General features: G+C 61.6%; 12 protein-coding genes. 4 read left to right on the top strand and 8 right to left on the bottom strand.

The features are described 5' to 3' along the window. The first annotated feature begins 85 nt into the window (after nucleotides 1–85). Entirely contained in the window at nucleotides 86–1,378 is a 1,293-nt protein-coding gene (serS, locus tag ACR3EK_RS09770) for a serine--tRNA ligase (RefSeq protein WP_170358697.1), read from the top strand. A gap of 57 nt (nucleotides 1,379–1,435) precedes the next feature. On the opposite strand, the gene ACR3EK_RS09775 is transcribed toward serS, so the two are convergent. The 5 genes from ACR3EK_RS09775 to ACR3EK_RS09795 form a co-directional block, all read right to left on the bottom strand. After that, complete coding sequence (locus ACR3EK_RS09775; RefSeq protein WP_480633270.1) at nucleotides 1,436–1,966, bottom strand: helix-hairpin-helix domain-containing protein; 531 nt, start codon at nucleotides 1,964–1,966, stop codon at nucleotides 1,436–1,438. Nucleotides 1,967–2,056: 90 nt separating this feature from the next. Beyond that, nucleotides 2,057–3,043, bottom strand: coding sequence for a fatty acid desaturase (locus ACR3EK_RS09780; protein WP_480633271.1), 987 nt, complete (start codon nucleotides 3,041–3,043; stop codon nucleotides 2,057–2,059). A gap of 163 nt (nucleotides 3,044–3,206) precedes the next feature. After that, a complete protein-coding gene (der, locus tag ACR3EK_RS09785) occupies nucleotides 3,207–4,661 on the bottom strand; it encodes a ribosome biogenesis GTPase Der (RefSeq protein WP_480633272.1) in 1,455 nt (484 codons plus the stop codon). Nucleotides 4,662–4,709: 48 nt separating this feature from the next. Then, on the bottom strand, nucleotides 4,710–6,032 hold the full coding sequence (locus ACR3EK_RS09790) for a PQQ-like beta-propeller repeat protein (protein ID WP_480633273.1): 1,323 nt from the start codon (nucleotides 6,030–6,032) through the stop codon (nucleotides 4,710–4,712). A 46-nt stretch (nucleotides 6,033–6,078) separates the two neighbouring features. Beyond that, nucleotides 6,079–6,750, bottom strand: a complete 672-nt coding sequence (locus ACR3EK_RS09795; protein ID WP_480633274.1) for a hypothetical protein — start codon at nucleotides 6,748–6,750, stop codon at nucleotides 6,079–6,081. Nucleotides 6,751–6,976: 226 nt separating this feature from the next. Between ACR3EK_RS09795 and ACR3EK_RS09800 the strand changes: the two genes are divergently transcribed. Then, complete coding sequence (locus ACR3EK_RS09800) at nucleotides 6,977–8,203, top strand: efflux RND transporter periplasmic adaptor subunit (RefSeq protein WP_222456860.1); 1,227 nt, start codon at nucleotides 6,977–6,979, stop codon at nucleotides 8,201–8,203. Beyond that, nucleotides 8,200–11,976: an efflux RND transporter permease subunit gene (locus ACR3EK_RS09805; RefSeq protein ID WP_480633275.1), complete on the top strand. Its 3,777-nt coding sequence runs from the start codon at nucleotides 8,200–8,202 to the stop codon at nucleotides 11,974–11,976. The genes ACR3EK_RS09800 and ACR3EK_RS09805 overlap by 4 nt, the downstream gene beginning before the upstream one ends. A gap of 60 nt (nucleotides 11,977–12,036) precedes the next feature. Here ACR3EK_RS09805 and ACR3EK_RS09810 read toward each other — a convergent pair whose 3' ends face one another. Further along, nucleotides 12,037–13,818 (bottom strand): ABCB family ABC transporter ATP-binding protein/permease, encoded by a 1,782-nt coding sequence (locus tag ACR3EK_RS09810; protein WP_480633276.1) that lies wholly within the window; start codon nucleotides 13,816–13,818, stop codon nucleotides 12,037–12,039. A 100-nt stretch (nucleotides 13,819–13,918) separates the two neighbouring features. Then, entirely contained in the window at nucleotides 13,919–15,334 is a 1,416-nt protein-coding gene (locus ACR3EK_RS09815; RefSeq protein WP_480633277.1) for a LysM peptidoglycan-binding domain-containing protein, read from the bottom strand. Between the two features lie 126 nt (nucleotides 15,335–15,460). Here ACR3EK_RS09815 and ACR3EK_RS09820 point away from each other — a divergent pair, with 126 nt between their 5' ends. Beyond that, on the top strand, nucleotides 15,461–16,012 hold the full coding sequence (locus ACR3EK_RS09820; RefSeq protein WP_480633278.1) for an LOG family protein: 552 nt from the start codon (nucleotides 15,461–15,463) through the stop codon (nucleotides 16,010–16,012). 48 nt (nucleotides 16,013–16,060) lie between these two features. Here ACR3EK_RS09820 and ACR3EK_RS09825 read toward each other — a convergent pair whose 3' ends face one another. Then, nucleotides 16,061–16,522 (bottom strand): host attachment family protein, encoded by a 462-nt coding sequence (locus ACR3EK_RS09825; RefSeq protein ID WP_170338489.1) that lies wholly within the window; start codon nucleotides 16,520–16,522, stop codon nucleotides 16,061–16,063. Between the last annotated feature and the right edge of the window lie 18 nt (nucleotides 16,523–16,540).

Consider the following 16,540-nt stretch of genomic DNA (forward strand, 5'->3'; position numbering starts at 1 on the left):
GCCGTTTTTCCAACCCGGTGCTACACCCTGCCCGTCAGATGGTGCATAAGCGGCCCTAGTGATTCATTTGCCAAGGATCTGACCTATGCACGACATCCGCGCAATTCGCGAAAACCCAGCAGCTTTCGACGCCGCGCTCGCGCGCCGGGGGGAAGCTCCGGTATCGTCAGACCTGCTGCGCCTGGATGAAAGCCGCCGGGCAAAGATCCTGGCAGCCGAAACGGCGCAGGCCGAACAGAACAAGGCCAGCAAGGAAGTCGGCGCAGCCAAGGCGCGCGGCGACGAAGCCGAGTTCGAGCGTCTTCGGGCACTTGTGGCCGAGAAAAAGGCCGAAATCGCCCGTATGCAGACCGAGGCCAAGGATATCGACGCCCTTCTGACTGACCAGTTGGTTCGCATCCCGAACCTGCCGGCCGAGGACGTACCCGACGGCAAAGACGAGAATGACAATGTCGAAGTTAAACGCTGGGGCACGCCGCGGGACTATGACTTTGAACCGAAAGAACACTTCGAGATCGCCTCGGTTCAGAACGGCATGGATTTCGAAACCGCGGCCAAACTGGCAGGATCTCGTTTCGTGCTGCTGTCGGGCGGTGTGGCGCGCATTCACCGGGCGCTCGCGCAGTTCATGCTGGATACGCATACCAATGAGAACGGTCTGACCGAAGTGAATGGTCCGGTTCTGGTGCTCTCCGAGATGATGCAGGGCACCGGCCAGCTGCCGAAGTTCGGCGAGGACAGCTACCAAACCCGCGAGGGGTGGTGGCTGATCCCGACGTCCGAAGTGTCGCTGACCAACATCGTCAACAATTGCGTCATCGAGGAAAGCTATCTGCCGCGCCGCTACACGGCACATTCGCTGTGCTTCCGCTCCGAGGCGGGCTCGGCCGGCAAGGACACGCGCGGCATGCTGCGCCAGCACCAGTTTGAAAAGGTCGAGATGGTCTCGGTCACGCATCCCGACAAATCGGACGACGAACAGCAGCGCATGCTGCGCTGTGCCGAAGGCATCCTGGAAAAGCTGGGCATTCCCTATCGTACCGTCGTCTTGTGCACCGGCGACATGGGGTTTGGCGCGCGCCGGACTTTCGACATCGAGGCCTGGCTGCCCGGCCAGAACACCTATCGCGAGATCAGCTCGGTTTCGACCTGCGGTGATTTCCAGGCCCGTCGCATGAATGCGCGCTTCCGGCCTGAGGGCGGGGGCAAACCTGAATTCGTGCACACGCTGAACGGATCGGGCCTGGCTGTGGGTCGCTGCTTGATTGCGGTTCTGGAAAACGGCCAGAACGCCGATGGCACCGTGACCTTGCCCGAGGTTCTTTCGCCGTATCTTGGCGGCAAGCTGACCCTGCAGGCTGACGGCACGCTGGCGTAACCTTTGGCGGTCACCCCAGCCGCGACCGCATTGCTTCAGATCAAGGCAAGGAAGTGACTACTTCTTTGCCTTTTTCTTGGCCTTCTTGTCCTTTTTGTCTTTCTTGGACTTACCGTCGGCCTTCTCTTTTGCCTTCTTGGATTTCTTGTCTTTTTTCGACTTGGCCTTGGATTTTATCTTTTCCTTCGCCTTCGAGATCGCCGCTTCCATCTCTTTCTTTTTCTTTGCTGCCTTTTCGGCCTTGGCTTTGGCCTTGGCCTTCTTCCGGGCCTTGGTCTCTGCTTCAGCCTGCTCAGCTGCCACCTTGGCCTCTGCGTCGGCCTTGCCCGCAGCAGCTGAGGTCCGAGATTGCGCCGTCTGGCGCGTTGGGGCCTTCGGTGGTCGGGTCTTGGCCACGGGTGCAGCGCCGGAGGTGGCCTGTTTGGCGGCGGCGATCAATCCGGGCGCCCGGCGCGCTCCGATACCGGGAACGGCGACCAGCACAGCCGGCTTGGCCCTGGCCAGGTCCTCGGCCGTCTTGAAGCCATTGTCGTTGAGAGCGCGGCCAAGTGCTTCTCCGATGCCGCGAACCTTGGTCACCGCTGTCATTCCAAAACTCCTAAACGATCCAACTTAAAAACTACGTCCGACAGGCCGCAAGACAAGGCTTTGGTCTGCACAACCTTTGGAAAACCGTCCTTAACTGCCCCGGGCCAGCTCACCGGTTTCACCCTGCCGCGGAAAGGGAACCAGCCGCTTGGCATCTTCATCCCACAGCTTCAGGTTCAGCGCGGCCACCGCCTCGGGAAACTTGATCCGGCGGGGTGTGTATTCGGGTGGCAAGTTGTAGTGACAGGCGCGCAGCCGGTAGGACGGGATGCGGGCATTGAAATGGTGGATGTCATGCAGCGTTATGCAGGCGACCGCATTGTCGAACCACCATCCGAAATCCAGCGCTGACGAGCCCTGCAGCGCCGCCAGTTGCGGGTCCAGATCCGGGCGGCGATCCCAGTAGGTGTCCTCGAAATTGTGCTGAAGATACACCAGAAACACGCCCAGCATTCCGCCGAGGAACGAGAAGGCCAGCCAGACGAGTATGCCTGTCATGCCAGCAATCCAATACAACAACCCGAGGAAAACCACGATGGACAAGTTGTGCAGCACGACCCCACGAACGCCGAACCGCACCGTGTTTTTGGGCCAGCGATAGCGGATGAAATACGTGAACAGGGCCCCGACCGGCACCAAGATGAAGGGATTGCGGTAAAGCCTGTAGAACAGACGGGTTTTCCAATCCGCTTCATTCCATTCCCGCAAGGTCATCGTGTTGATTTCACCGGTCTCCCGATGTTCAAGATTGCCGATGCCCGCGTGATGCAGATTGTGGTTCTGTTTCATCACTTCGAACGGAGCGAAGGTGAACGGCGACAGCACGTGGCCAGCCCATTCATTCTGCCGTCGGGTTTCGAACAGCGAATGATGACCGCAATCATGCTGAAGAACATAGAGACGCACTGCCGAAAAGGCGAACACGATCCCGGCCGGGATCATCATGAACCACTGATCCACATAGACGATCGCCAGCGTCAGCGATGCGAAATACACCACGAACGTCCCGAAATAGCTGAGCGCGGCCAGCCGATTGTCCTGCACCGCGTACTGTCTCGTATATTCTCTCAGGTCCATCCAGCCCGCTCCCCACGATGGTCCGGTTCAATAGTCCTTGCGAAATTTTGCACGTCACAGGCACGTGCAAATCGCGCGCGAAATGAATGCACGCATGCGAATGCTAGCGCGATGCTTGGGGGCTGTCACGCCCCAAGCCCGAAAATGCTGAAAATTGGCGCAGTTACGCCTTGCCCTTGAGATGTTTGGCCAGCGCACCCGCGTTTTTCTTGCGGCGCCCCTTGTAGGGGTTCTTGTCCCCCTGGCCGCGCAGTGTAAGCCGGATCGGGGTTCCGGGCATGTCGAAATCCTCGCGCAGACCGTTGACCAGATACCGCGAGTAGCTTTCCGGCATCTTGTCCGGGTGCGAGCACATGACGACAAAGCCCGGCGGGCGCGTCTTTGCCTGGGTCATGTAGCGCAGCTTGATCCTGCGCCCCTGGGGGGCTGGCGGTGGGTGTTGCTCCAACATGGCGGTCAGCCAGCGGTTCAAGGCCGCGGTGGGAACCCGACGGTTCCAGACATCGTGGGCGCGCAGGATCGCATCACGCAGCCGATCCAACCCCCTTCCCGTCTTTGCCGACACAGTCACCAGAGGCGCGCCGCGCAGTTGGGGAAGCAGGCGTTCGAACGAGGTTTTGAGCTCGCGCAACTTCTCCTGCTTGTTATCCTCGACATCCCACTTGTTCACCGCGATCACCACGGCACGTCCTTCACGCTCGGCCAGATCGGCAATGCGCAGGTCCTGCTGCTCGAACGGGATCGCCGCATCCAGCAGGACAACCACGACTTCGGCGAACTTGACGGCGCGCAGGCCGTCCGACACCGAGAGTTTCTCGAGCTTTTCCTGTACCTTGGCCTTCTTGCGCATACCGGCGGTGTCAAAGATGCGCATGGGGGTGCCACCCCAGTCCAACTTCAGACTGATGGCGTCACGGGTAATGCCGGCCTCGGGACCGGTCAGAAGACGATCTTCACCCAGGATCTTGTTGATCAGTGTGGACTTGCCCGCATTCGGACGCCCAACAACGGCCACCTGCAACGGCTTGTCCGGCGTAATTGCAGGGGTTTCGCCCTCGGTTTCCCCATCCTCGTCCAGATCGATATCCGTTTGCGGAACGTCCTCTGGCTGCTTTTCTTCCATGGCGTCAGCCAAAGGCATCAACGCCGCGTAAAGGTCGGTCATGCCTTCGCCATGCTCGCCCGACAGACGGATCGGCTCGCCCAGACCCAGGTTGTAGGCCTCGAGAACACCGGCATCCGCCGCCGCCCCCTCGGCCTTGTTGGCCGCCAGGATCACATGCTTGGAGCGCTTGCGCAGAATCTCGGCAAACATCTCGTCGGTCGGGGTCAGGCCCACACGGGCGTCGATCATGAACAGGCAGACATCGGCCATGTCTACGGCACGCTCGGTCAGGCGCCGCATCCGGCCCTGCAGGCTGTCGTCGGTGGCATCCTCCAGCCCGGCCGTGTCGATCACGGTAAAGCGCAGGTCACCCAGCCGCCCTTCGCCCTCACGCAGATCGCGGGTAACGCCGGGCTGGTCGTCCACCAGCGCAAGGCGCTTGCCCACAAGGCGATTGAACAGGGTGGATTTGCCCACATTGGGGCGCCCCACGATGGCGAGGGTCAAAGACATGATACTCAACTTTCAAGACTCAGACGCGCCCTTTAACGCATCTTGTCGTCAACGGAAAGCGTGCAGTTGCCCTTTGGTCGAAACCACGTAGAGGGTCTGGTTCGCAACCACCGGTGCCGTTGTCGCCCCGCCCGGAACCTCGACCTGATGCACCAGCGTGCCGTCGACAGGGTTATAGAACCGCAGATAACCGTCGTTCGAGCCGATGACGATGCGTCCACCCGCCATGATGGGGCCGTAATGCGCAAAGATCGGTCCGCGACGGTTGGGCTTGTCCTTGACGAAGCCCGGCAGGTCGATGGCCCAGACCACAGACCCGTTTGACACGTCCAACCGCACCAACTGGCTGCGGTCGCTGATCAGGAATACGCTGTTGCCGACCGGCCAGACGGTATCGACCGCGCCTTCGAAAGCGGTCCAGATCCGTTCGCCCGAGCTGGCGTCGAAGGCGACCGTGCGTCCCGAGTGGTTGCCGATGTAGATCGAGCTTCCGGATACGATCGGGCCGCCTGTCACATCCACGATCTGCGCTGCGGCCCGCCCTCTGCGGCCGCCGGCGACCGACGCGTTCCAGCGACGGATACCGCCTTTGCGGAAAGCAGCCGCCACATCACCGGACCCAAACGCAAAGACTGCGAACTCGTTCGCCAATACCGGCGCCGGAGCTCCCAGGACATTGCCGACGCTGGGCGTGCCCTCGATCTGCCAGGCAATGCGCCCGTCCTTTGCATCAACCGCCCAGCCAGTCTGATCCCCCGCCACAAGGTAAAGCAGGCCGCCAGATACCAGCGGCGCTCCGCTACCGGTCGCGTTCAGTTTCTTTTGCCAGCGAATACCACCGGTGCGCGCATCCAGAGCGGTCAGACGGCCGAAACCGGACGAAACGTACAACGTGTTGTCTGCGTAGGCGATGCCGCCCCCGGTTGCCTGCTCTTCGCCATCCGTGGCGGGGACCAGGTTTGTGCTCCAGACCAGTTGCCCCTGAGGAGAAACCGCGGAAACGGTTGCCGCCGCGTCCAGGGTGTAGATCAGGCCACCTGCGACAACCGGATCAGCAGTGATCCTTTGTTTGCGCCCGTCGCCGGCCCCGATCGAGGTTGACCAGATGCGCTGCGGCGCGGGGCTGAGCGCCGCGTTGGTGGTACGGAAAGCCGCGGTTCCCGGGCTCTGTGCCCATTCGGCGTTGCGCTTTGCGGCCGGCAAGCTGATCGGTTTGGCACCGGTTGTCTGAACGGTTTCCAGATCCTGGGCCGGGCGGATGTCTTCACGCTCGCCGGGCAGGATCACTTCGGGTTCCTCGCAGGCGCTCAGCGCCGTCAGCGCCAGGGCTGCAACCGGCAAACCAAATCGGGAAAATAATCTTTTTTCCATGAAACTCCGAACTCGCCTGTCTTGGTTCACTGAAATGGGCCGCGTATCAACCCTGCTGTGCGGTGATCGGTTCGGGCGTTCCGCCCAGCGCGACGATCAATTGGGTTGCACGCTGCTGGATGTCGGCACTGACCTCTGCATCCTGACGGATGGCCTGCAGACGTTCCAGCGCGGCCTGAGTGTCACCATCGGTGAGGTCGATCAGGGCCAGTTGCTCCTCTGCCAACAGACGCAGCGGCGCGCCCGGAGCGGCCAGCGACTCGAACTGTTGCCGGCGCTCGGCGGCGGGCATGGTTTCGGACTGCAACAACAGGGCCTTGAATACAGCGATCGAGCGGTAGATTTCCGGCAGATCACCCTGAACAGCAATCGCGTTCAGCTGTTCAACGGCCTGTTCGGCCGATCCCGACTCGGACAATGCGCCCGAGAGGAGAAAGCCCAAAACAGACTGCTCGCCGGCCGAATTGGCCGTGACCTGCGCCAACGCACCGGCACGTGCGGAAGCGTCGTTCAGCTGCATCGCGGCCAGAATATCGTCGCCCAGCTTCTGCGCCTGACTGGCGTCGCGCGCCTTGCGATATTCATTGAAAGCCGCACCGCCCACGATCAGAACAACGGCCAGAACACCGACCCAGCCCCATCGACGCAGCTGCAGGTAAAGCCGGTCGCGGCGCACCTCCTCGGTGACCTCATCAATGAAACTGTCGACGTCGCTCATTCCTGCCCCCGGGCGTTGCATTCAGCTTTCTGGCGCCATGTCATACCCCGGCGCCATCAGCAAGCCAAGTACCCGAAATGCACAATTGCTCAGCGTCAGGGCGCTCTTGCGAAAAAAATCAAACCAAACTATTCAGTTCAGTATGGACTTCGCGCACGCACACACCCATGTCATTGCGAGCCCACCGGCATTTGTGCGGACATAATATTTTAAGGAGAATGACGGCATGCGATTGATATCCCTCGTCAACGCCGTATTGGTCATCGTTGCATTGTATTTCGTGGTTTTCGAGCGCGATGCCCTGTTTGCATTTGCCGGTCGCGAAGATGCTGCGAGCCAGTCTGACGCTGGCGCTGAGGCAAGCGACGCCTCTGCCGTGCAGGCCGTTGGGGTTGTTGCGCTGCGCTCCACTGCGCGCGAAATCGACAGCGCCGTTCTGCTGCGCGGTGAAACCAAAGCAATCCGTCAGGTCGAAGTTCTGGCGGAAACCACGTCGACCGTCATTTCGGAACCCAAGCGCAAAGGCACCTTCGTCGAGGCCGGCGATCTGCTGTGCGAATTGGATCCCGGCTCACGCCCGGCACAGCTTGCCCAAGCCAAGGCGGCCAAGCTGGAGGCGGAAAGCCGTGTGCCCGAAGCCGAAGCACGGCTGGAAGAAGCGCATGCGCGCGTTGCCGAGGCCGAAATAAACCTGATTGCAGCCCGCAAACTGTCGGAAACTGGCTTCGGCTCCGAAACCCGGCGGATCGCGGCCGAGGCCGAGATGAGTACCGCAAAGGCCGGTATCAAGGCGGCCGAGGCCGAGTTGAAGGCCACCGAAGCCGGCATCGAGGCCGCGGAAGCGGCGGTTGCGGCTGCCGAACTGGAATTGGACCGCATCACCATCGAGGCCCCGTTTCAGGGCCTTCTGGAAAGCGATGCCGCCGAATTGGGCAGTCTGATGCAGCCCGGATCACTGTGCGCGACCGTGATCCAGCTTGATCCGATCAAGCTGGTCGGCTTCGTTCCTGAAACCGAAGTGAACCGTGTCACCGTCGGCGCTCCGGCGCAGGCACAACTGGTGACCGGACTGCAGGTCGAGGGCCGTGTGACCTTCCTCAGCCGTTCGGCGGACGAAACCACCCGCACATTCGAGGTGGAAATCACCGTTCCGAACCCCGAGCTTCTGATCCGGGACGGGCAGACCGCAAGTATCCGCATCGCGGCCGAAGGCGCCAAGGCTCACTTGCTGCCGCAATCGGCGTTGACGCTGAACAATGAAGGTCAGCTGGGCGTTCGGACGGTCGGAGCCGGTAATGTCGTCGATTTCGTACCCATCCGCCTGTTGCGTGACACGGCCGACGGTGTATGGGTCGGCGGTCTTGCGGAAACCGTAGACATCATCGTGGTCGGACAAGAGTTCGTGACCGCCGGTGTGGTCGTAGCGCCCACCTACAAGGACGTTTCCCAATGACTGGCATAGTCAGCTGGGCCGCCGACAGGGCCCGAATGGTTCTGGCATTCATTGCCATCTCGCTGATCATCGGCGGGTTTGCCTATGTCAGCCTGCCCAAAGAAGGCGAGCCGGACATCGAGATTCCGGCCCTGTTCGTGTCGGTTCAGTTTCCGGGCATTTCGGCCGAAGACAGTGAAAACCTGCTGATCAAGCCGATGGAAACCGAGCTTGCGGATCTGGACGGCCTGAAGGAGATGACCGCCACCGCCGCCGAGGGCTATGCGGGGATCGCGCTTGAGTTCGACTTTGGCTGGGACAAGACAGCCATTACCGCTGACGTGCGCGACGCGATGAACAGTGCACAGGCCGACTTTCCCGAAGGCGCCGAGCAATACACGCTGACCGAGATCAACTTCTCGGAATTCCCGATCGTCATCGTGAACCTTTCGGGTGCCGTGCCCGAACGCACGATGGCGCGGGTCGCCAAGGACCTCCAGGATGAGCTAGAGGCGATGGATTCGGTCCTTGAGGCCGGGATCGCCGGCAATCGCGATGAAATGCTGGAAGTGGTCATCGATCCGCTGCGGCTTGAGGCGTACAACGTCACCGCGGCCGAGCTGATCAACGTCGTGCAGAACAACAACCAGCTGATCGCCGCTGGTGAGGTCGAGACCGAACAGGGTGCGTTTTCGGTCAAGATTCCTTCGTCCTTCAAGACCGCACAGGATGTCTATGGACTGCCGATCAAGGTCAATGGCGACCGGGTCGTGACTTTGGGCGAACTGGCCGAGATCAACTATACCTTCGAAGACCGCGAAGGGACCGCCCGGTTCAACGGCGAACCGACGGTGGCGCTGCAGGTCGTCAAACGCAAGGGTTTCAACCTGATCGACACCGTGGCGCAGGTGAAAGAGACCGTCGCCAAGGCCGAGACCAAGTGGCCAGCCGAGCTGCAGGCTGCCGTGAATGTCGGCACGTCGAATGACCAGAGCCGCATCGTCGGCTCGATGGTCAGCCAGCTGGAAGGTTCGGTCCTGACAGCCATCGCGCTTGTGATGATCGTGGTTCTGGCTTCGCTGGGTACCCGTGCGGCACTGCTGGTGGGCTTCGCGATTCCGACCTCGTTCCTGCTGTGTTTCGCATTCCTGGCCATCATGGGGGTCAGCATCTCGAACATCGTCATGTTCGGCCTGATCCTTGCGGTGGGGATCCTGGTCGATGGCGCGATCGTGGTCGTGGAGTATGCCGACAAACGCATCAAGGAAGGCGTCGGCCCGATGCACGCCTATGTCGAGGCAGCCCAGCGGATGTTCTGGCCCATCGTCTCGTCAACCGCCACGACGCTGTGCGCCTTTCTGCCCATGCTGTTCTGGCCGGGCATTCCGGGTGAATTCATGGGGATGCTGCCGGTCACGCTGATCTTCGTTCTGTCGGCCTCGCTGATCGTGGCGCTGATCTACCTGCCGGTGATGGGCGGTGTCTCGGGCCGGTTGAGCCGCGTGTTCGACCGCAGCTCGGATTGGTTGCGCGCGCGGACGCCCTGGTGGGTGCGTGCCGTCATGGTTCCGCCGTCGGTCTACATGATCTTCCTGGGCGCTATGCAGCTGCTGAACCCCACGTATCTGCTGCCGGAAGGCGCAGGCGGTGGGTTCTTGCTGGGCGCGGTTCTGTTCCTGTTCGGCGCCTTCGCCGGATCGGTCACGCTGAGCGCAGCCCGGATCGAGCGCAAGCCGGACGAACGTGTCCACACGGCCAAGGAACATACGCCCTTCGGTTATGTCATCAAGTTCTTGGTCGGCAATCCGATCATGCCGATCGTCTCGATCGTGGCAGTAGGCTTTGCGGTGATGACGGTGATGACCATGTACGGTCAGAACAACCGCGGTGTTGAATTCTTCGTCGAAAGCGAGCCGGAACAGGCCACCGCCTATGTCCGCGCACGGGGCAACCTGTCGCTGGCCGAAAAGGACGCGCTGGTTTTCGAGGCCGAACAGGTGATCAGCCAGCATCCGGCAGTGATCAACGTGTTCTCGTTCGCCGGTGAAGGCGGCCTGAACCAGAACAACGGTGGGGCGCAGGCTCCGGCGGACACGGTGGGCCGCGTGCAGTTCGAGATCATCCCGTGGGAGGATCGCCCGAACGTGTCGGAACCTGTCGCAGGCGGATTGTTCGACAAGCACACCGTCGCGCCCGAGTATGACGGCGATTTCGTGATCGAGCAGTTGAACGCCGAGCTTGCCAAGCTGCCGGGTTTCGTTGTCGAGATCCTGCCGCTGGAACAAGGTCCGGCCTCGGCTAAGCCCGTGCACCTGCGGATCAAGGGCGACAACTGGGATGACCTGACCCGCGCCACGCTGACCGCGCGCGAGGTGTTTGAAAACACCCCGGGCCTGATCAAGATCGAGGACACCCTGCCCTTGCCCGGTATCGACTGGCAGATCGACGTCGACGTGGCCAAGGCAGGACGGTTCGGGGCCGACGTGGCGACCGTGGGCGCGATGGTGCAGTTGGTGACCCGTGGCATCCTGCTGGGCGAAATGCGCCCCGAAAGCGTGGATGAAGAGATCGAGATCCGCGTCCGCCTGCCCGATCAGGATCGGGTCCTGTCCACGTTGGATACGCTCAAGGTGCGTACTCCGGACGGGCTGGTGCCCTTGTCGAACTTCATCACCCGCAAACCGGTGGCAAAGCTGGCCGAAATCAACCGCGTGGATCAAGAGCGCTATTACGACGTCAAGGCCGACGTGGAGTCCGGTCTGAGCAAAGTGGTGATCGACACCCCGGATGGAGAACAGCGGCTGGCCGTGGTGCGCGAAGTGACCGAAGGCTCGGAACCCGAAGGTGCGACGATCAACGGTGCCGATGGTACGGCCTATACTCTGGTTCAGTTGACCGGTGCGGACAGCTTGCAGGAGGTGCAGGCCGCTATTGATGACGGCGACGCCCGCCTGACGCTGATCAACCCGAACGAGCGGATCGCGGTACTGACCGAGTGGCTGGACACTCAGCCCTTTGCCAACACGATCACCTGGGAATGGACCGGAGACCAGGAAGACCAAGCCGAGAGCCAGGCCTTCCTCTCCAGCGCCTTTCTGGCCGCGCTGGGTCTGATGTTCGTGATCCTGTTGGCGCAGTTCAACTCGTTCTACAACTCGGTGCTGGTGCTGCTGGCGGTGGTTCTGTCCACCACCGGGGTGCTGATCGGGATGATGGTGATGCAACAGCCCTTCTCGATCATCATGACCGGCACCGGCATCGTGGCGCTGGCGGGGATCGTGGTGAACAACAACATCGTTCTGATCGACACCTATCAGGAATACAGCCGCTACATGCCCCGGATCGACGCCATCGTGCGCACGGCCGAGGCGCGGATCCGTCCGGTTCTGCTGACCACCCTGACCACGATGGCCGGCCTGACACCGATGATGTTCGGCCTGTCGCTGGACTTCATCAATGGCGGCTATTCCATCGACAGCCCCACCGCTCTGTGGTGGAAGCAGCTGGCGACGGCAGTGGTGTTTGGCCTGGGGATCGCCACGGTTCTGACGCTGATCGTGACGCCCTCGTTCCTGGCGTTGCGGGTGTGGGTGACCACCTATGCCATATGGCTGGGCAAACTGTTGGCCCGCGTGACCGCCGGCCGTTCCAGCCAGATCGCGCAGGATATGGCGATCGGAGACTCGGCCCGCCGGATGCAGGCGACGGAAATCGTCTGGACCGAGGATGAGGCTGCCGATGCCGAGGAAAGCCCGGGCGACACACCGGGGCATCCGCTGAAAGCGGCCGAGTAACACAAGAAACGGGCCGGTACTGCCGGCCCGTTTTCGTTTGAGACCTTAGCCGAAGAGGTTTCAGGCCGCCTGCGTATCCGACTGTTGGCGGTTCCACAGCTGGGCATAACGCCCTTCACGGTGCAACAACTCGTCGTGGGTGCCCCGCTCGATGATCTCGCCCTTTTCCAGAACGACGATCTGGTCGGCCTCGGCGATGGTACTCAGGCGGTGGGCGATGGTGATCACCGTGCGCCCCTCGCCGGCGCGGGCCAGGGCATCCTTGATGTCCTGCTCGGTGTCGGTATCCAGCGCGCTCGTGGCCTCGTCCAACAGCAGGATCGGCGGGTTCTTCAACAGCGTCCGCGCAATGCCCACGCGCTGCTTCTCGCCGCCAGAGAGCTTCAGGCCACGCTCTCCCACCTTGGTCTCGTACCCCTCGGGCAGAGAGATGATGAAGTCGTGGATTTGGGCGGCTTTTGCGGCGGCTTCGATCTCGGCCTGCGAGGCCCCCTCGCGGCCATAGGCGATGTTGTACCGGATAGTGTCGTTGAACAGCACTGTATCCTGCGGCACCACGCCGATGGCGGCGTGCAAGCTTTCCTGCGTCACGTCGCGCACATCCTGCCCGTCGATCCGCAACGCGCCCTGGGTCACGTCGTAGAACCGGAACAGCAACCGACCGATGGTGGATTTGCCCGAGCCGGTCGCGCCCACGATGGCCACGGTCTGCCCCCCCGGCACCACCAGAGAGACGCCGCGCAGGATCTCGCGGTCTGGGTCATAGCCGAAATGCACATCGTCCAGTTCGACCCGGCCTTCGGTAATCTGCAGCGGTTTGGCGTCTGGCTTGTCCACTACCTCGGCCGGCTGCTCCAGCAGCTGGAACATCTGGCCCATATCAACCAAGGCCTGCCGGATCTCGCGATAGACGGTGCCCAGAAAGTTCAACGGCACGGTGATCTGGATCATGTAGGCGTTGACCATCACGAAATCGCCCACCGTCAACTGCCCGTTCTGAACGCCGATCGCGGCCAGAACCATCACTCCGATCAGGCCACAAGTGATCAGGAAGGACTGACCAAAATTCAGGAAGGCCAGCGAGTATGCCGTTTTCAACGCGGCCTGCGCATAGGCCTTCATCGACACGTCATATCGTTCAGCTTCGCGCCGTTCGGCGTTGAAATACTTGACGGTTTCGAAATTCAGCAGGCTGTCGATGGCGCGCTGGTTGGCCTCGGTATCCTGGTCATTCATCTCGCGCCGCAGCTTCACGCGCCATTCGGTGACCGTGAAGGTGAACCAGATGTACAGCGCGATGGTGACGGCCACCACGACCAGGTACCAGACGTCGAACAGCCACATCAGAACCACCGCCACCAGCAGCAGTTCAAGGATCAACGGTCCGATCGAAAACAAAAGGAAGCGCAGCAGGAACTCCACGCCCTTGACCCCACGCTCGATGATCCGGCTGAGGCCGCCCGTCCGGCGGGTCACATGATAGCGCATCGACAGCTGGTGGATGTGCTGGAAGGTTTCCAGCGCCAGCGCCCGCAGCGCGCGTTGCCCCACCGGCGCGAACAGCGCATCGCGCAACTGCTGGAACCCCACCGTCATCATCCGCGCCACGCCATAGGCCACCGTCAGACCTACGGCGCCCAGCGCCAGCGGCGGCACGCCCTCGCCCGCCAAAGCATCGACCGCGCCCTTGTACAGGATCGGCGTATAGACCGCGATCAACTTCGCGAGAACCAGCATGGCCATCGCGAAGACCACCCGCCGTTTGACCCACGGCTCATCTTCGGGCCACAGGTACGGAGCCACTTTTCGGATGGTCAGCCAACCCGACTTGCGTTCGTCCATCTGTGGCATGTCTGCGGAATGCATAGGCGCAAGTCTTCTCATGTCTGACCCGGAAAGCTTCGAGGCCGGGCGAAAACCCGGCCTCGCAAGACCTAAGCCTTTATTCCGGGATGGTGAAGACCTGGCCCGGATAAATCAGGTCGGGGTCGCGGATCAGGTCGCGGTTCGCATCGAACAGGCGGACATACAGAACACCGTCGCCAAAACGCTCTCGCGAGATCGCCCACAGGGTGTCGCCCTTCTGCACGGTAACGGACCGGATCGGCGTGCTTTGGTCGGCGCCCGGCAACGCATCCTGCGCCTCGGCCGCCTGCAGAACTTCAACCGGCTCGCGCTTGAATGGCGTTTCAAGACGACTCAGCACCGTTCCGTCCGTGTCGACTTCGTCAACACGCAGGGTATAGACACCGGGATCGACTTCCTGGATCTCCCCGCGCCAATCACCGTCCTGTCCTGGCGTGATGTCGGCCACCAGCTTGTTGTTCAGATAGAGCCGAACCGCAGCACCCTCGGACACACGGCCGGACAATTGGACATCGCCAGCGTCGGAATAGCCGATCGTATCAAGCGCAACCTGCTCGGGCGACGTGTCTTCGGACGACGGCGACTGGACAAGCTCAACCCCTTCCTCACCGGACCGCAAAACGGCCACCTGCTGGCTTTCGCTGGATTGAGTCTCGGTCGTGGCCTCGGGTGAGGTTGCTTCTTCGTCCTGCGCCCCGGTAACGGTCTCGTCCGCTTGCGCGACCTCGGTGTCCTCTGCGTCTGCGGCCGCAGACGGCTGTTCCGCCGTTTCGTCCTGCGCTTCGGTGTCTGTGCTGGCGACTTGCTCGTTCGTAGCGGGTGGCGCAGGCGGCTTGGGCAACGCGGCAATCAGATAGTCATCCGATTGCGCAGACCGGGTACCGTCACCGGCTTCAAGAACCAGACCTCGCGCGGCCTCGCTGAAGGGGATGGTGACGAACTCGGCGAACTGGCCGCTGCCATCGACCGTGAAGCTGTGGATCGGCTCGCCATCCAGCAGGATACGAATTTGACTGCCCGGGTCGCCTTTGCCGGACAGAAGCGCATTGCCGTCGGGCTCCACGAATATCTGGTCGAGCGTCGGAGCAATTGCGGCCGCGTTAGCCTCGGGTGAGGGAGCAGCCTCTGCCGGCTGTTCTTCAACCGTCGCGTCCTGCGCAGTCTGCTCGTCGGTCGCGGTTGTCTCTTCGGCTTCCGGCGCGGTTGCTTCTTCGGTCTCGGTCGAGGTCTGAACCTCGTCCGCGTTGTCAGGTTCCGCAACGACCTGCGAGTCCTCTGCATCCGGGCTTGGTGCCGGTGTGGCGGCTGGCTCAGTCGTCTCTTCGCTGGCGCTTTCGGCGACGGCCTCTTCCGTAGTGGATTGTTCAGACTGCGGCGCAGGACCGAAGACACCCGAAAGATACAAGCCCCCGGCGCCAATCACAGCCAAGATACCCGCAAGGATACCCCAGACGAATGCACCCGACCTACCGCTTCCCGATTTGGCGTCCATGTTTTTTCCTTCACTCCGCAGCGCAAATGCCTTGACTCAAAAGCTTTCCGCCGAACGGTTGAGCCAATTTACCAATCCCGCTATCACGGGTCAAAACCTCTGACACAACCCCGGAGTCGCTGTTTGATGTCCCAGAAATCGATCTGTGTGTATTGCGGGTCACGCAATGGCGGGAATTCGGCCTACACAAAGGCCGCAGGCACCTTTGGACGGCTGCTGGCCGCCGAAGGCTGGCGGCTGGTCTACGGTGCGGGTGACGTGGGCCTGATGGGCGAAGTCGCCCGGGCCACGCAAGCGGCCGGAGGCGAAACCTTCGGGGTGATACCGGTTCATCTGCTCCGGCGGGAAGTGGGAAAAACAGATCTGACGCGTTTCGTGGTCACCGAAACGATGCACGAACGCAAGAAAGTCATGATCATGAATGCGGATGCCGTGGTCGTGCTGCCCGGCGGACCAGGGTCGTTGGACGAGCTGTTCGAAGCGCTGACCTGGCGCCAGTTGGGCCTGCATGACAAACCCATTCTGGTGATGAATGTGGACGGATACTGGGACGCGCTTCACACGCTTTTGGATCAGGTGATCGACGCAGGTTTTGCGGATGCCTCCTTGGCCCGTTTCATCACATGGGTAGACGACGCCGATTCCGCGGTGAACGAATTGCGCAAGTTATTGAAATAATAGGCGTCACGGGCGGCTTCCCCGCCCGTGAGTCCCGAACTAGCTAGATCAGGCGGTCGAGGTGCGCAGTTGGCGTTGCAGCACCTTTTCGACCTTGTGCAGTGGATGATTGGTCAGGGTCTTGTCGACTTCGGCTACGACTTTGGCCAGAACTTCGCTGTGAAGGCGCCGGCGCAGCAGGCCCAGGACCTGTGGGCTGGCAACCAGAACAAGCCGCTTGTACGCGCCCTTCAGCCCTTTTTTGTTGAGCAGGTTGGCCACATCCTGGACGAACAGGGATTTGGCGTGAGTGCGCCAGGTGTCTTCCTCCACCGCAGATTTCTGGTTCGGCCCGGTATCATTTCGCCGTCCCGCCCGATCCGAGGGCTTGCTCCGCGCGGCGAGATGATCATGTTCCTCAACCGATACGACCACCAGATTGGGGTTCTCGGCATCCGTCACGTTTTCAGTGAACAGTGCTTTTTCCCCGTCGGCGATGATGACCCAAGTACCCTGTGCAAGTGCGACCATTGCGATCTCCCGTTGTGG

The organism is Ruegeria sp. BC8 (assembly GCF_056535705.1).

What these genes read in the sequence shown, in the direction of transcription:
- serS (WP_170358697.1), top strand. Translation starts at nt 86, where the DNA reads ATGCACGACATCCGCGCAATTCGCGAAAACCCAGCAGCTTTCGACGCC.
- ACR3EK_RS09775 (WP_480633270.1), bottom strand. Translation starts at nt 1,966, where the DNA reads ATGACAGCGGTGACCAAGGTTCGCGGCATCGGAGAAGCACTTGGCCGC.
- ACR3EK_RS09780 (WP_480633271.1), bottom strand. Translation starts at nt 3,043, where the DNA reads ATGGACCTGAGAGAATATACGAGACAGTACGCGGTGCAGGACAATCGG.
- der (WP_480633272.1), bottom strand. Translation starts at nt 4,661, where the DNA reads ATGTCTTTGACCCTCGCCATCGTGGGGCGCCCCAATGTGGGCAAATCC.
- ACR3EK_RS09790 (WP_480633273.1), bottom strand. Translation starts at nt 6,032, where the DNA reads ATGGAAAAAAGATTATTTTCCCGATTTGGTTTGCCGGTTGCAGCCCTG.
- ACR3EK_RS09795 (WP_480633274.1), bottom strand. Translation starts at nt 6,750, where the DNA reads ATGAGCGACGTCGACAGTTTCATTGATGAGGTCACCGAGGAGGTGCGC.
- ACR3EK_RS09800 (WP_222456860.1), top strand. Translation starts at nt 6,977, where the DNA reads ATGCGATTGATATCCCTCGTCAACGCCGTATTGGTCATCGTTGCATTG.
- ACR3EK_RS09805 (WP_480633275.1), top strand. Translation starts at nt 8,200, where the DNA reads ATGACTGGCATAGTCAGCTGGGCCGCCGACAGGGCCCGAATGGTTCTG.
- ACR3EK_RS09810 (WP_480633276.1), bottom strand. Translation starts at nt 13,818, where the DNA reads ATGGACGAACGCAAGTCGGGTTGGCTGACCATCCGAAAAGTGGCTCCG.
- ACR3EK_RS09815 (WP_480633277.1), bottom strand. Translation starts at nt 15,334, where the DNA reads ATGGACGCCAAATCGGGAAGCGGTAGGTCGGGTGCATTCGTCTGGGGT.
- ACR3EK_RS09820 (WP_480633278.1), top strand. Translation starts at nt 15,461, where the DNA reads ATGTCCCAGAAATCGATCTGTGTGTATTGCGGGTCACGCAATGGCGGG.
- ACR3EK_RS09825 (WP_170338489.1), bottom strand. Translation starts at nt 16,522, where the DNA reads ATGGTCGCACTTGCACAGGGTACTTGGGTCATCATCGCCGACGGGGAA.